Origin of the sequence: Acidovorax sp. CF316 (assembly GCF_000276605.1) — a bacterium.
Taxonomy (GTDB): Bacteria; Pseudomonadota; Gammaproteobacteria; order Burkholderiales; family Burkholderiaceae_C; genus Acidovorax.
This window is the reverse complement of record NZ_AKJX01000097.1, coordinates 20,035-33,746: the sequence shown is the minus strand read 5'-3', so window position 1 is coordinate 33,746 and position 13,712 is coordinate 20,035. Positions and strand designations below refer to the sequence as shown.

Genomic DNA, 13,712 nt, shown 5'->3' with positions numbered 1-13,712 from the left:
TTTTCAACCCAGGAGACAACCACCATGAACGTTCCCCACCTCTTTGGCCGCGTGGCGCTGGCCGCCGGCATGCTGCTGGGCAGCCTGGCCGCGCAGGCCACCGAATTCCGCTCGTCGGACATCCACCCCGAGGACTACCCCACCGTGCTGGCCGTGCGCCACATGGGCGAGACGCTGTCCAAGGCCACGGGCGGCAAGCACAGCATCAAGGTCTACGCCAAGGGGTCCCTGGGCATCGAGAAGGACACCATCGAGCAGACCAAGCTGGGCGCCATCGCCATGACGCGCGTGAACGTCGCGCCCATGAACAACATCTGCCCCGCCACCATGGTGCCCACCATGCCCTTCCTGTTCCGCGACAAGGAACACATGCGCAAGGTGCTCGACGGCGCCATCGGCGACGAGATCCTGAAGGACTGCGAATCGCAGGGCTTCGTGGGCCTGGCTTTCTACGACAGCGGCGCACGCTCGATCTACACCGTCAAGAAGCCCGTCAAGACCCTGGCCGACGTCAAGGGCCTGAAGGTGCGCGTGCAGCAGAGCGACCTGTGGGTCTCGCTGCTCGAGGCCATGGGCGCCAATGCCACCCCCATGCCCTTCGGCGAGGTCTACACCGCGCTCAAGACCGGCCTGGTGGATGCTGCCGAGAACAACTACCCCAGCTACGAGAGCTCGCGCCACTTCGAAGTCGCCAAGTACTTCAACAAGACCGAGCACTCGATGGCGCCCGAGATCCTGCTGTTTTCCAAGCGCGTCTGGGACACCCTGAGCGCCGATGACCAGAAGGCCATCCGCGCCGCCGCCAAGGAGTCGGTGGGCTTCATGCGCAAGATCTGGGACGAACGCGAAGAGAAATCCCTGGCCACCGTGAAGGCCGGCGGCGCGCAGATCGTGGAAATCGACAAGGTCGCCTTCAAGACCGCCATGAAGCCGGTGTACGACAAGTTCCTCAAGGACCCCAAGCTGCAGGACATGGTCAAGCGCATCGACGCCGTGCAGTAAGAAAAAGCAGAGCCCTGAGGGCAGGCGGTACCGGGACGCAAGCGCCCGCCGCCTGCCCCTTTCCAGTTGTTGTTATTGAATGTCCACTATGTACACGCGACTCTGCGCTTTCATCGCGCGCACCTGCCTTCAACTCGGGGTGGGAGGGCTCGTCCTGCTGGTTTGCGCCGTGCTCTACCAGGTCATCGGCCGCTATGTGTTCAACGACACGCCCACCTGGGCCGAGAGCGGCGCCGTGCTGCTCGTGCTCTACGTGACCATGCTCGGCATGGCCGTGGGGGTGCGCGATGCGGGCCACATCGGCCTCGAATCCTTTCTGGTGCTGGCGCCCGACTGGCTGCGCACCAAGCTCGAATTGCTGATCCACGCGCTGGTGCTGCTGTTCGGCGTCGTCATGGCCTGGAACTGCGGCGTACTGGCCGAGTCGGTCGCGCCCTACAAGATCCCCACGCTCGGTATCTCCGAAGCCTTCAAGTACGTGCCGCCCGCCATGGCCGGCGTGCTGGTGGCCATGTTCTCGCTGGAGCACATCATCGCCATCCTGCGCGGCGTGGAAGTCGAGCCGGCCTGGCATTGATTCCCCGCCCCCGAGCCGTTCTTTCGCACCCTCACGTCCCTACAAAGATTCCACCACCATGGCGTTGACCATCCTCTGCGTGACCTTCACGCTTCTGCTGCTGCTGGGCGTGCCCGTGGCCTTCTCGATCGGCCTGTCCTCGCTGGCCACCATCCTCTACGAAGGCCTGCCGCTGGCCGTGGGCTTCCAGCAGATGATTTCGGGCATGAACCCGTTCTCGTTCCTGGCCATCCCGTTCTTCATCTTTGCCGGTGAGATCATGATGTACGGCGGCATCGCCGACCGCATCGTCAACTTCGCCAAGAGCGTGGCCGGCCACGTGCGCGGCGGCCTGGGCATGAGCAACGTGCTCGCCTGCACGCTGTTCGGCGGCGTCTCGGGCTCGCCCGTGGCCGACGTCTCGGCCATGGGGGCCGTGCTCATCCCGCAGATGAAGAAAGAGGGCTACCACACCGACTACGCGGTGAACGTGACCACGCACGCTTCGCTGGTGGGCGCGCTCATGCCCACCTCGCACAACCTCATCATCTTCACGCTGGCCGCCGGCGGCAAGGTGAGCATCGCTGCGCTGATCCTCGCCGGCATCGTGCCCGCGCTGCTGCTGACCATCTGCAACCTGGCAGCCGCCTACCTCGTGGCCGTCAAGCGCGGTTACCCCGCCGGCACCTTCCCCGGCTGGGAGATCGTGTGGATCTCGTTCCGCGCCTCCGTCCCCGGCCTGGCCGTGGTGGTGATCATCATCGCGGGCATCCTGTCGGGGGCCTTCACGGCCACCGAGTCGGCGTCGGTGGCGGTGCTGTGGGCGCTGGTGCTCTCGGTCTTCGTCTACAAGAAGCTCACGCGCGAGCAGTTCCTCAAGGCCGCGTCCAAGGCCGTCAAGACCACGGGCACCGTGCTGCTGCTGATCGGCATCTCGTCCATGTTCGGCTACCTCATCGGCCTGTACGGCGTGGCCGAGCTCACGGGCGATGCGCTCAAGTCCATGAGCACCTCGCCCTGGGTCATCTTCCTGTGCGTGAACATCATCCTGTTCATCCTGGGCACCTTCCTCGACATGGCGGCCACCATCCTGATCTGCACGCCGATCTTCCTGCCCATCTGCCAGCAGTTCGGCATGAGCACCGAGCAGTTCGGCATCGTGATCCTGATCAACTGCGCGCTGGGCCTGAACACGCCGCCCGTGGGCACCACGCAGTTCATCGGCTGCACCATCGGCGGCATCTCCGTGGGTGAGGTGATGAAGACCATCTGGCCGTTCTACAGCGCGCTCATCGTGGCGCTGATGCTCGTGACCTACGTGCCGCAGTTCTCCATGTGGCTGCCGGACCTGGTCCTCAAGGGTGGTGGGTGAAGCGCAGGGGGCCTGGCGGCGAGGCCGGCCCCCTGCGTCTTTTTTTCTGCACTGAGCGATAGCATTCATGAGGCGCCCTCGGGCGCCTCGTTTTACTTTTGACTGAAAGATTTCCGCATGGGGGCTGTTTCCCGTTTCGCCGACCGCAAGGTCCTCGTCGCCGTGGCACTGCTGTGCTGCCTGCTCTGGGGCAGCTCCTACCCCGCCATCAAGACCGGCTACGCCTGGTTCGGCATCGCCAAGGGCGACATCCCCACCCAGCTCGTCTTCGCCGGTTGGCGCTTCGTGGGCGCCGGCTTGATCCTGCTCGCGTGGGCCGTCGCCAGCGGCCGCAGCATCGTGGCCCTGGGCACTGGCGCACCGCGCCAGCTGGTGGTGCTGGGCCTGGCGCAGACCGCGCTGCAGTACGTGTTCTTCTATGTGGGCGTGGCGCATACCACGGGGGTCAAGGCCTCCATCATGAACGCCACCGGCACCTTCTTCAGCGTGCTGCTGGCGCACTGGGTCTACCACAACGATCGGCTCAGCCACGCCAAGCTGTGGGGCTGCGTGGTGGGTTTTGCGGGCGTCATGGTGGTCAACCTGGGCCGGGGCAGCCTGGACCTCGATTTCACCCTGCTCGGCGAAGGCTTCGTGGTGCTGGCCGCCCTGGTGCTGGCCGCCGCCAGCATTTACGGCAAGCAGGTCTCGCAGCGCATGGATTCGGTCGTCATGACCGGCTGGCAACTGGCCATCGGCGGCGTGGCCCTGCTGGCCATGGGCTGGGGCGCGGGCGGCTCGCTCACCGGCTTCACCCCCGCATCCACCGCCTTGCTGGTGTACCTGGCCCTGCTGTCCTCGGCCGCCTTCTCGCTGTGGAGCCTGCTGCTCAAGCACAACCGCGTGAGCCAGGTCACGGTGTTCAACTTCACCGTGCCGGTGTTCGGCGCCGGCCTGTCGGCCATCTTCCTGGGCGAGGCCCTGCTGGAGTGGAAGAACCTGGTCGCGCTGGTGCTGGTGTGCGCAGGCATCTGGCTGGTGACGCGCGATGCGGGGCCGGGTGGGGCAGGGAAGTGAGGGCGGCCAAGGGCGTGGCCTTGGGTCCGCGAGCGCTCCCATGCGCAGTGCTGCGCCTCGCCGCCCCCGGTGGGCGCTATCGGGGCAGGCGGACTATCCCATAGGGGTTGAACTTGAAATCGTCCTCCTCATACGTGGAGGCGAGCGTGTGGGCAGCACGACGCTGCTGGAGCACCTGCGCCAGCCCGTGCTGTGCCATCTCATCCGCTACGGCATCCATCAGCGCCACCACCTGCAGCTCCGATCCAAGCGATTGCGGCGCATACACCTCCGGCAAGCCGACCAGGTGAAAGCCCACGCTTTGCAGGTAGCCCTTGTCCGATATCGGGCGCCGGGCGAAGGCCAGGCGGCCCACCCGTTGCTGCGCCAGCAGGTCGCCCGACTGCTGGGCCTGGGCACCCTGGCGCACCAGTTCCCGCCACCGGTCGATCCCGTGCGCGACGCCTGCGCTTTCGCCCTTGGCGGCCACCGCCCCGGCATCGAGCACGCGGCCCACCAGCTGCAGTGCGGCCATCGAGACCTTGACCGTGTCTTTGCGGTCCATGGGCGGTCCCAGCACGTAGAGGACGGAGCGGTGGCTGGCGACCGCCTTTTCGTCCGCCGCGGTCCACGCATTGGGTACCACCCGGTCGCGGTTCACCTCGAAAGACCGCTGCATGCGCCCGTCGGGCTCGGAGAGGGAGTAGTCCTCGTCCGCACTGAACCCGGTCGCGAAATCACGCACCGCGCCCGCCACTGCGGCCTTCAATGGCGCCAGGTTGCTGCTTTTTCCGAGGAAGCACAGCACGTGGCGGGGCTGTACTGACGATGGTGGTTCAGGCGTCGGGGCCGTGGCCTTGCCGCTGGGCGGGCGCTCTTCGGGCTTCTGGCCCCAAGCCCCTTTCCAGCCCACGGTGGCTGCAATGCCTGCTGCAATAAGGCGGCGCATGGTGTTCATTTGTCTGTACCTGCAGGTTGATGATGGCGGCGCTGTACGCGTTGCGCCCGGTTTCGCAGCGCATCTTACGGCCGCCACGCCGTGAACAACGTTGCGGCAAAAGGCGCACTAAGCGCCTCACCCGCCCCCCATCCGCTGCGCACAGAAATCCCGCACCACTTTCAGCGCTGGCGCCTGCGATATGCCCTCCAGCGTGACAAAGGCGAACTGCGAGGTCAGCCGCAGCGGGCGGGTCAGCCGCAGCTCGGCCAGTTCGCCCTGGTCGATGAGCGCGCGGGCGGCTTCGATGGTGCCCAGGAACACGGCGTCGGTGGTGCGCACCACGTCGAGCAGGCAGGCCACCTCGTCCGACTGGATCTGCAAGGCTTCGCTGAAGTGCGCGGTGCGCCCGAAGTGGGCGTTCAGGCTGTGCACGGCCTCGTCGCTCAGGCCCGTGCCGGCCAGCGGGTACTGGCGCAACTGGGCAAACGCCACCTGGGCCGCGCCGTGCAAGGGGTGGCCGCTGCGGCAGACAAAGCCCAGGCGCATGTCGGGGAACAGCTCCACGTCCAGGTCGTCGGCCGGGGGCAGGGTGCGTCGGTGGATTACCAGCGCATCCAGCGTGCGCGCGCGCAGGCTCTGCAGCTGCAGCTCGGCCGGCCCGCTGGAGAGCTGGATGTGGATGCGCGGGTGCTGCGCCAGCATGTGCTGCAGCAGCGGCACGGCCAGCATCGCCGTGGGCGCGGGGCCCAGGCCGAGCTTGGCGCTGCCGATCTCCAGCCCCGCCAGCAGGCTGGCGCTGCGCTTGAGCTCCGACACCTCCAGCCCGATGCGCCGGGCCCGCGCCGCCACCAGCACGCCCAGCGGCGTGAGCGCCTTGCGCTTGCCCGCGCGCTCGATGAGCGGGGCGCCCAGCTCGTCTTCCATGGCCAGGATGCTGCGGCTCAGCGCAGGCTGCGTCAGGTACAGCTGCTCGGCCGCGCGGCTGAAGGAGCCGGTTTCGGCCACGGCGAGCAAATGCTCGAACTGCTGCAGGTTCATGGCGGGGCTCCGATGGGAATTGTCATGAGTAGCGGTAATGCGTTTTCAAATAATTATGCATTGGACGTACTGCCGTCCGGTGCCTAGCATGGCCTGGCATCCACTCATTGCGAAGGCAGCACGCACCATGGCTTCATCGACACATCCTCGCTTCTTTTCTGGGCTGGCTCTGGCGCTGGCCGGCCTTGCGGCACTGGTGGCCACGCCCTTGCAGGCGCAGCAGGCCTACCCCACGCGCGCCATCACCGTGGTGGTGCCGGTGGCCGCCGGCGGAGCCGCCGATGGGCTGGCGCGCGCCTGGGCCGACCACATGGGCCGCTCGCTCGGGCAGCCCGTGGTGGTGGACAACAAGCCCGGCGCCAACGGCGGCATTGCGGCCAGCTACGTGGCCAAGCAGCCGGCCAACGGCTACACGCTGCTGTTCGGCAGCACGTCGAACATGTCGCTCAACCGCTTTTCGTACAAGACGCTGGCCTACGACCCGGTGAAGGATTTCGACCCCGTGCTCATGCTCGCAGGCACCTCGCAGGTGCTGGTGGCCAGCCCGGCCTCGGGGATCAAGTCGCTGGACGACCTGGTCAAGCTGGCCCGCGCCAAGCCCGACACGCTCAACTACGGCTCGGCCGGCAAGGGCAACTCCACGCACCTGAACGTCGAGTTCCTGCTGCAGCACTTCGGCCTGCAGATGACCCACGTGCCCTACAAGGGCGCGGCCCCGGCCATGGTGGGCCTGATCGGGGGCGAAACCCAGCTCACGGCCGATGCCATCACCAGCGTGGTGCCCCAGGCCAAGGGCGGCAAGGTGGTGCCGCTGCTGGTGTTCGGCAGCCAGCGCTCGCCCGCGCTGCCCAATGTGCCCACCGTCTACGAAGCCGGGCTCAGGGACTTCCCCGCCGGCGGCTGGTACGGCGTGATGGTGCCCAAGGGCACGCCCCGGGAAGTGGTGGACCGGCTCAATGCCGAGACGAAGAAGTTCTGGGCCGACCCCGTCGTCAAGGCCCGCATGGACACCCTGTTCATGGACCCGCCCACCGCCCTGGGCCCGCAGGCCGTGGCCAAGACCATGCAGGACGAGGCCGCCGTGTGGGGCCCCATCATCGCCCGCCTGGGCATCCAGAACGAATGAGTGAATGGGCGAACGGCCAGCAAGCACCATCCATGCAGCGCGACACCATGACCTCCAACCCACCCCCTGACTCACTGCCCATCGCACCCACCCGCACCGCCGAGCCCCGCGTGCATCTGCCGCGCAGCGAAGACTTCCTGCTGTGGTCACCCCCCTTGCAAGCCTACGGCTACCGCATCGTCGACCAGCTCTTTGCCACGCGCACCATCCGCCGTGGCAGCGCGCCCCGGCCCGTGGTGCGCGGGCCCGAGCTGCAACTGCCGCACTACACCCATGGCGGCGAGCCGCGCACGGTCGAAGACTTCATGGACCGCAACGCCGTGGCCGGCCTGCTCGTGGTGCGCGATGGCCAAGTGGTGCTGGAGCGCTACGGCCTGGGCCTGCAACCCGGCGAGCGCTGGAGCACCATGTCCACCGTGAAATCCATGACCGCACTGCTGGTGGGCGCGGCCGTGCGCGACGGCGCCATCGCCAGCGTGGACGACCCCGTGGTGCGCTACCTGCCGCAACTGCAGGGCAGCGGCTACGCCGGCGTCACCGTGCGGCAGCTCATGACCATGTGCTCCGGCGTCGCCTGGTCCGAGGTTTACACCGACAAGCAATCCGACGTGAACCGCTACAGCAAGTCGCTGGCCGACAAGGTGCCCGGCGGCGTGCTCGCCATGCTGCAGGCACTGCCCTCCGAGCACCGCCCCGGCAGCCACTGGCACTACAACACCGGCGACACCTATTTGCTGGGCTGCGTGCTGTGCGCCGCCACGGGGCAGACGCTGGCCGACTACATGGCCGCCAAGGTGTGGCAGCCCTGCGGCATGGAAGACGACGCCTACTACACCCTCGAATCCGACGGCGGCCAGGAGATCGCCGGCAGCCGCGCCGGCATGTCGCTTCGCGACATGGGCCGCCTGGCCGCCCTGGTGGCCGCCGATGGCGTGGTGGACGGTCAGGCCATCCTGCCCCCTGGCTGGGTCAATGCCATGGCCACGCGCGCTTTCGACATCCCCGAAGACTTTCACCCCGCGCGCCGCTCGCTGGGCATCACCGGCTACGGCTACGGCTGGTGGCTCACCGACGACGGCGCCATGCTGGCCATGGGCCACTCGGGCCAGCGCATTTACATCCACCGCGCAGAGCAGCTGGTGGTGGTGAATTTGGCGGTGTATCCCGAGCCGCGCTATGTGGGGGCGCATGAGCATGATCGGGATGGGGAGTTGAACAGCTTCATCCAGGCGTGCAGGGGTTAGGGGGCGGTGCGATCGGCTTCGTTGATGGCCGCATCTCCCACCCGAGAATCATTTCGACAAGTAGACGACGTCTCGGTGGTGTTCCATGTACGGCTGGTGTTTCGGCTGAAGTGCAACACGCATACCTGGCACGATGCCGATTTTTTGGGGCTCGCTTAGGAGTGGCGAGACTTCCATGGCTCCGTCCTTATCGAAAGTGATGAAACCTCTGTCGAACGCTCGGTCCAGGTTTGGACTCAGGAGCAGTCCATTGAACGGGTCCAGCCTTTCAGCGTTGGACGATGCACTCCAGGCCTTGACGTGCGAGGCCACCAGCATCGTCAGTTCCTTGTACCCGGTGACTGCACATCCGTCCCAGTGCAAGAGAAGCTTTTGTCGGAATGCGCCCTGGCCGATACGGGCCTTCACCAATTCGACTTTCTCTGTCGCCCCGACGGCCGGATCGTTCATGATGATCTCGATATCTTGTCCAACGTCACCATGAATGCCTTCATCGAGATAGCTTGCAAATCTCGCGAGGGCATTGCTGTACATGTTGTGGCCGCGTGCATTGCGTTCGATGAAGATGGGCAGCTCTGCCAACTGAGAGCGGACTACTGCATAGCTTGCAGGGGAGTCCATGGCTACAAGTGGGCCCGAAAGAACGCCTGCAGCGCTGCCCCATTGCGTGAGAGGTCCGTTAATGGCCCCCGCATATTTTTCTGCACTGGACTTCGACAGCCCACGGTGCAACATACAGTCTTTGAAGTTCATGTCAAAAGTCGAGTGGGCATGGCACAGCTGTGCCACCTAGCAACCTGCCTTGCGTTCCCGCCTCCCTGGGCACCCAGGGTCCGAAGCGAGCATCTGCGCTACGCCTGCGAATAGCGCAGTTCACCACAAACAAATACTTTGGCTTCGTGGTACGGAAGCACGTGGTGCTCACAATGCTCGGTGAAGATGGCGATGGCGCGCTTCGCCTCGCTCACCACGAACAAAGCGTTCCTGAACTCGACTACCGACTGATCCATCAGTTCGACGCGAACGGTGTCATGCGGGAAGGGGATCGACTCTGTATTCCGATGGAGGTCGTCGGCGCTTTTGCCAATCTGGGCTGCAAGTTCGGGCGCCCATTCGATAACAGTTGCTTGTGCGTTCCGCGGAACAGGGAATTTTTGCATTGGGGGATGCTAGTGTCAGACCGGTAGCCACCATCGTAGCAGCGCATGTTTCGGAGCCCAGGCCTTTCCAAACTGACCAGAAGCAAGCTGCCGCCCCGCATAAACTCCCCCATGTCCCACGCATCCACCGCGAGGCATTCCAGCAGATCTGGCACGGCCAGTGCACCGACTTGTTCACCCTTCGGGGCGAAGGCGGGCTAGTAGACGTGGCGCTGGGCGCCGACAGCCTGCAGGACTATTGACGGGAGATGACATGCATGAATTTGACCTGAAGCAGAAGATAGTGAACTCCTCCTGCATCTTTGAAGAAAGCGGTGGCCTTCAAAGTTTCAGTGAATCGCGCGTCATTTCACTGGGGTTCAAGCGGGGTAACTACAGCCCGGACATGGGTGGCTTTGAAGATCCTGTCATAGAGGCTTCTCTGGAGTTTTCGCACGAGGACCCACCTTACGTACTGGACATGGTATTTTTTGAATGCTCCTCCATTGATATGAGTTACTTCAACCATGACAACGTGATTGAAGCGTTGTCTTTCGATGTGGAGGCAAGGGGTTTCTATGCCGATGGAACAACCCCTTTGCCACCTTTCATTTGCGTGGAAATCGGCACCCGTGGACAGACGGTCCACGCTTCGTTCAAGTGTTTCACTATTGAGGTGCTGGGGAAAAGAGAGATCTTGAAGCCGCCGGAAATCGCCCCCGCATAAACTCCCCCCCCCATGCCCCACACCCTCCACCGCGAAGCATTCCAGCAAACCCTGCACGGCCAGCGCACCGACCTCTACACCCTGCGGGGCGAGGGCGGGATGCAGGTGGCTGTGAGCAACTACGGTGCGCGGCTGGTGCAGATTGCGGTGCCCGATGGGCAGGGCGGCCTGGTGGATGTGGCGCTGGGGTACGACAGCCTGCAGGGCTACCTGGATGGGCAGCTTTCCATGGGCGCCCTCATAGGCCGCTGGGCCGGGCGGGTGCGCAGCGGGCAACTGGCGCTGCCCGGCGGCACGCTGACGCTGCAGCTTCCCACCAACAGCGGCCCGCACCACCACCATGGCGGGCCGCGCGGCAGCCGCTTTCAGGTGTTTGCGGTGGACGAGGTGCAGGCCGATGCCCTGGTGCTGAGCCATGTGTTCCGCACCGAGGACGATGGCGTGCCCGGCACGGTGCGGCTCACGGTGCGCATTGCCGTCACGCCCGACAACGCGCTGCAGATGGCCTGGACGGCCGAGGCTGGGGGCGATGCGCCCACCATCGCCAACATCACGGGCCATGCCTTCTTCAACCTGGCGGGCCATGGCAGCACGCACCGCCACCAGTTGCAGGTGCCGGCCAGCCACTATGTGCCGCTGGCGCTGGACCTGTGCCCGCTGGGCCAGGTCGAGGAGGTGCAGGGCACGGTCTTCGATTTTCGCGAGCTGCGCACGGTGGGCGAGGCCATTGCCCAGCCGGCCAACCCCTCCAGCGACCGGTTGGCCCTGGCCGGCGGGCTGGACCACTACCTGGTGCTCGACAGCGGCGTCTCGGCCCGCGCACCCTTTGCCCTGCCGGCTGGCACCCCGGGCCTGCGCCTGGCCGCGCGCCTGCGCGAGCCCGTGAGCGGCCGCAGCATGCAGGTGTGGAGCACCGCGCCCGGCGTGCAGGTGTACGCGGGCCACGGCCTCAAGGCCGACCCGGCGCGCGACCGGGGGCGGGGCGGCAATGCCGAGGGCACGGACGGCTGGCTGTGGCAGCCCGGCGACGGCATCTGCCTTGAGCCCATGGAGTACCCCGACGCACCCAATCACCCGGCGTTTCCCAAGCGCTGGCTGGCGCCGGGCGAGCTGGAGCACGGGGCCATCGTGTACCGGTTCATGTAGTGATCCGCGGGCCTGGCGGCCAGCCATCGCGCTTGCGTTGGCATGGCCCCCGGCGCGGAGATAGCAAGGGCGTGGATGAAGATGTCCGAATTCGGCGAGTCAAACCGCCAGCTTTTGCGCACACTTCGCCTGTCCAATCAAAGCGGAGGCAGTCGTGGCGTACTTCTCTCACAGCATTTTGCTCAATGTCGGAGCTGACAAGGCCTGGGATGCACTTCGTGACGTAGGCAACCTGCACACTCGCCTGGTGCGAGGCTTCGTGGTCGAGTGCGAGTTCGATGGCAGTGCCCGCCTCCTGACGTTCGCCAATGGGGTCAGAACAACCGAGCGAATCGTCGCCATCAGCGAGTCGAACCGGCGCGTCTCCTGGTCGGCGATCAGTGAGCGCATTGCACACCACAATGCCTCTGCCCAAGTGGTGCCGGAAGGTCCGGGGTCTTGCCGGTTCATTTGGTCCGTGGATGTGCTGCCCGATTCAATAGCTCCAAGCATCGAGGCAATGGTGCAGGCGGGCCTCCAGTCCATCAAGCTGACTCTTGAGCAAGAAGGTGCCGTCTGACCCCGTCGCTGTGGTGACTCCCATCCTGGCCGATTGCGAAAGTCTGGCTGGTCGTTCATGGCTCTGGATCACCCCCAAAAGCCGACCTACTGAGCTTGAGAAATGACCTGTCCGCAGCAGGCCTTGGCTTGGTTGCCTGCGCGCCTCGCGCACCCACCGTGCCAGCGTGCACAGGTCCAGCAGCTGGCCAGCGCCGATGGGCCGGTTGGGGTCAACCGCCTAAGTTTCGCCTAAGTGTCCGCCGGGAAACTGCCTTCCATCACAGCAAATCTCTTGCTAGGAAAGGCAGACCACCATGAACACCTCCAGCTTTGTCGCATCCACCCCCCGCCGCCTGATCGCCGCGCTGGTGGCCGCAGGGGCCCTGGGCGCCGCGAGCGTCGGGCTCATCAGCGGGCACCAGGCGCGGGCCTCGGCTCCGGTGCCGGCACCCGTGGTGGCGCAACAGGCCGCCTTGCCTTCGGGCGCGGCGCTGCCCAGCTTTGCGCAGATCACCGCGCAGAACGGCCCGGCCGTGGTCAACATCAGCGTGACGGGCAGCACCCGCACCTCCATGAACGGGGACGACGATGACGAGCAGCCCACCGCGCGCCAGCAGCAAAAGCGCCAGGCCCCTGGCCTGGACCCCGATGACCCCTTCTACGAGTTCTTCCGCCGCTTCGGCGTTCCCGGTGCCGGTGGTGGCGCGCAGCCCAATGTGCCCACGCACGGCCAGGGCTCGGGCTTCATCGTCAGCGCCGACGGGCTGGTGCTGACCAATGCCCACGTGGTCAAGGGCGCGAGCGAGGTGATGGTCAAGCTCACGGACCGGCGCGAGTTCCGCGCCAAGGTGCTGGGCGCCGACCCCAAGACCGATGTGGCCGTGCTCAAGATCGACGCCAAGAACCTGCCCACGGTGCGCCTGGGCAGCACGCGTGACCTGCAGGTCGGCGAATGGGTGCTGGCCATCGGCTCGCCGTTTGGCTTCGAGAACAGCGTGACCGCCGGCGTGGTCAGCGCCAAGGGCCGCTCGCTGCCCGACGACAGCCTGGTGCCCTTCATCCAGACCGACGTGGCGGTGAACCCCGGCAACTCCGGTGGCCCGCTGTTCAACGGGCGTGGCGAGGTGGTGGGCATCAACTCGCAGATCTACAGCCGCTCGGGTGGCTACCAGGGCGTGTCGTTCGCCATCCCTATCGAGCTGGCCGACAAGATCAAGTCGCAGATCGTGGCCACCGGCAAGGTGCGCCATGCGCAGCTCGGTGTGGCCGTGCAGGAGGTGAACCAGGCGTTTGCCGAGTCCTTCCAGCTCGACAAGCCCGAGGGCGCGCTGGTGGCCAGCGTCACCAAGGACAGCCCGGCCGACAAGGCCGGCCTGCAGGCGGGCGACGTGATCCGCCAGGTGGACGGCCAGCCCATCGTGGCCTCGGGCGACCTGCCGGCCTGGGTGGGCCAGGCCCAGCCCGGGCAGAAGGCGCGCCTGTCGGTGTGGCGCCATGGCAAGCCCGTGGAGCTGACCGCCACCCTGGGCGATGCCAGCGACAAGGGCAAGGCCGTGGCCAAGGCCGACGATGCCGTGGGCAAGGGCCAACTGGGCCTGTCGCTGCGCCCGCTGGACGCCGATGAGCGCCGCGAGACGGGCCTGGGCGCGGGCCTGGTGATCGAGCAGGCGCGCGGCCCGGCCGCCGCCGCCGGCGTGCAGCCCGGCGACGTGCTGCTGGCCATCAACGGCGCGCCGGCCAAGGACATCGAGCAGGTGCGTGCGGCCATGGCCAAGGCGGGCAAGTCGGTGGCGCTCTTGATCGAGCGCAACGGCGACAAGATCTTTGTCCCTGTGCGCCTGGGCTGA

General features: G+C 66.1%; 14 protein-coding genes. 10 read left to right on the top strand and 4 right to left on the bottom strand.

The window, feature by feature from the left end; all coding sequences use genetic code 11:
- Window positions 1-24: 24 nt before the first annotated feature.
- The 4 genes from PMI14_RS09120 to PMI14_RS09105 all read left to right on the top strand — a co-directional run bounded on the left by PMI14_RS09120 (window position 25) and on the right by PMI14_RS09105 (window position 3,986).
- Window positions 25-1,002: a TRAP transporter substrate-binding protein gene (locus PMI14_RS09120; protein WP_007853076.1), complete on the top strand. Its 978-nt coding sequence runs from the start codon at window positions 25-27 to the stop codon at window positions 1,000-1,002.
- An 88-nt stretch (window positions 1,003-1,090) separates the two neighbouring features.
- Window positions 1,091-1,579: a TRAP transporter small permease gene (locus tag PMI14_RS09115; RefSeq protein ID WP_007853074.1), complete on the top strand. Its 489-nt coding sequence runs from the start codon at window positions 1,091-1,093 to the stop codon at window positions 1,577-1,579.
- A gap of 58 nt (window positions 1,580-1,637) precedes the next feature.
- Window positions 1,638-2,930, top strand: a complete 1,293-nt coding sequence (locus PMI14_RS09110; protein WP_007853071.1) for a TRAP transporter large permease — start codon at window positions 1,638-1,640, stop codon at window positions 2,928-2,930.
- A 117-nt stretch (window positions 2,931-3,047) separates the two neighbouring features.
- The gene (locus PMI14_RS09105; RefSeq protein WP_007853069.1) at window positions 3,048-3,986 is read left to right on the top strand and encodes a DMT family transporter; all 939 of its coding nucleotides are present in this window, start codon (window positions 3,048-3,050) and stop codon (window positions 3,984-3,986) included.
- Window positions 3,987-4,062: 76 nt separating this feature from the next.
- On the opposite strand, the gene PMI14_RS09100 is transcribed toward PMI14_RS09105, so the two are convergent.
- A complete protein-coding gene (locus PMI14_RS09100) occupies window positions 4,063-4,914 on the bottom strand; it encodes a hypothetical protein (RefSeq protein ID WP_199234324.1) in 852 nt (283 codons plus the stop codon).
- A gap of 126 nt (window positions 4,915-5,040) precedes the next feature.
- Window positions 5,041-5,943 carry a LysR family transcriptional regulator gene (locus tag PMI14_RS09095; RefSeq protein WP_007853065.1) on the bottom strand — a complete coding sequence of 301 codons (903 nt, stop codon included), beginning with the start codon at window positions 5,941-5,943 and terminating at the stop codon, window positions 5,041-5,043.
- Between the two features lie 127 nt (window positions 5,944-6,070).
- Between PMI14_RS09095 and PMI14_RS09090 the strand changes: the two genes are divergently transcribed.
- Together PMI14_RS09090 and PMI14_RS09085 are read left to right on the top strand one after the other, a co-directional pair.
- Window positions 6,071-7,069, top strand: coding sequence for a tripartite tricarboxylate transporter substrate binding protein (locus tag PMI14_RS09090; RefSeq protein WP_007853063.1), 999 nt, complete (start codon window positions 6,071-6,073; stop codon window positions 7,067-7,069).
- Window positions 7,070-7,116: 47 nt separating this feature from the next.
- Window positions 7,117-8,313, top strand: a complete 1,197-nt coding sequence (locus tag PMI14_RS09085; protein ID WP_108016345.1) for a serine hydrolase — start codon at window positions 7,117-7,119, stop codon at window positions 8,311-8,313.
- A gap of 48 nt (window positions 8,314-8,361) precedes the next feature.
- Here the strand turns inward: PMI14_RS09085 and PMI14_RS09080 are convergent, their stop codons facing one another.
- Together PMI14_RS09080 and PMI14_RS34810 are read right to left on the bottom strand one after the other, a co-directional pair.
- Window positions 8,362-9,066: an HNH endonuclease gene (locus tag PMI14_RS09080; protein ID WP_035202980.1), complete on the bottom strand. Its 705-nt coding sequence runs from the start codon at window positions 9,064-9,066 to the stop codon at window positions 8,362-8,364.
- A gap of 98 nt (window positions 9,067-9,164) precedes the next feature.
- Window positions 9,165-9,473, bottom strand: a complete 309-nt coding sequence (locus PMI14_RS34810; RefSeq protein WP_007853053.1) for a hypothetical protein — start codon at window positions 9,471-9,473, stop codon at window positions 9,165-9,167.
- Window positions 9,474-9,726: 253 nt separating this feature from the next.
- On the opposite strand from PMI14_RS34810, the gene PMI14_RS09070 reads away from it, so the two are divergent.
- From PMI14_RS09070 to PMI14_RS09055, 4 genes are all read left to right on the top strand, one after another.
- Complete coding sequence (locus tag PMI14_RS09070) at window positions 9,727-10,179, top strand: hypothetical protein (protein WP_007853049.1); 453 nt, start codon at window positions 9,727-9,729, stop codon at window positions 10,177-10,179.
- Between the two features lie 12 nt (window positions 10,180-10,191).
- Entirely contained in the window at window positions 10,192-11,325 is a 1,134-nt protein-coding gene (locus PMI14_RS09065) for an aldose epimerase family protein (protein ID WP_007853046.1), read from the top strand.
- A 154-nt stretch (window positions 11,326-11,479) separates the two neighbouring features.
- Window positions 11,480-11,884 (top strand): SRPBCC family protein, encoded by a 405-nt coding sequence (locus PMI14_RS09060; RefSeq protein WP_007853045.1) that lies wholly within the window; start codon window positions 11,480-11,482, stop codon window positions 11,882-11,884.
- Window positions 11,885-12,179: 295 nt separating this feature from the next.
- Complete coding sequence (locus PMI14_RS09055; RefSeq protein ID WP_007853044.1) at window positions 12,180-13,712, top strand: DegQ family serine endoprotease; 1,533 nt, start codon at window positions 12,180-12,182, stop codon at window positions 13,710-13,712.

Bases quoted from the DNA above. Each gene is read 5' to 3' on its own strand.
- PMI14_RS34810 (WP_007853053.1), bottom strand. From the start codon at position 9,473: ATGCAAAAATTCCCTGTTCCGCGGAACGCACAAGCAACTGTTATCGAA.
- PMI14_RS09090 (WP_007853063.1), top strand. From the start codon at position 6,071: ATGGCTTCATCGACACATCCTCGCTTCTTTTCTGGGCTGGCTCTGGCG.
- PMI14_RS09055 (WP_007853044.1), top strand. From the start codon at position 12,180: ATGAACACCTCCAGCTTTGTCGCATCCACCCCCCGCCGCCTGATCGCC.
- PMI14_RS09110 (WP_007853071.1), top strand. From the start codon at position 1,638: ATGGCGTTGACCATCCTCTGCGTGACCTTCACGCTTCTGCTGCTGCTG.
- PMI14_RS09080 (WP_035202980.1), bottom strand. From the start codon at position 9,066: ATGAACTTCAAAGACTGTATGTTGCACCGTGGGCTGTCGAAGTCCAGT.
- PMI14_RS09100 (WP_199234324.1), bottom strand. From the start codon at position 4,914: ATGCGCCGCCTTATTGCAGCAGGCATTGCAGCCACCGTGGGCTGGAAA.
- PMI14_RS09085 (WP_108016345.1), top strand. From the start codon at position 7,117: ATGACCTCCAACCCACCCCCTGACTCACTGCCCATCGCACCCACCCGC.
- PMI14_RS09095 (WP_007853065.1), bottom strand. From the start codon at position 5,943: ATGAACCTGCAGCAGTTCGAGCATTTGCTCGCCGTGGCCGAAACCGGC.
- PMI14_RS09115 (WP_007853074.1), top strand. From the start codon at position 1,091: ATGTACACGCGACTCTGCGCTTTCATCGCGCGCACCTGCCTTCAACTC.
- PMI14_RS09120 (WP_007853076.1), top strand. From the start codon at position 25: ATGAACGTTCCCCACCTCTTTGGCCGCGTGGCGCTGGCCGCCGGCATG.
- PMI14_RS09070 (WP_007853049.1), top strand. From the start codon at position 9,727: ATGCATGAATTTGACCTGAAGCAGAAGATAGTGAACTCCTCCTGCATC.
- PMI14_RS09105 (WP_007853069.1), top strand. From the start codon at position 3,048: ATGGGGGCTGTTTCCCGTTTCGCCGACCGCAAGGTCCTCGTCGCCGTG.
- PMI14_RS09065 (WP_007853046.1), top strand. From the start codon at position 10,192: ATGCCCCACACCCTCCACCGCGAAGCATTCCAGCAAACCCTGCACGGC.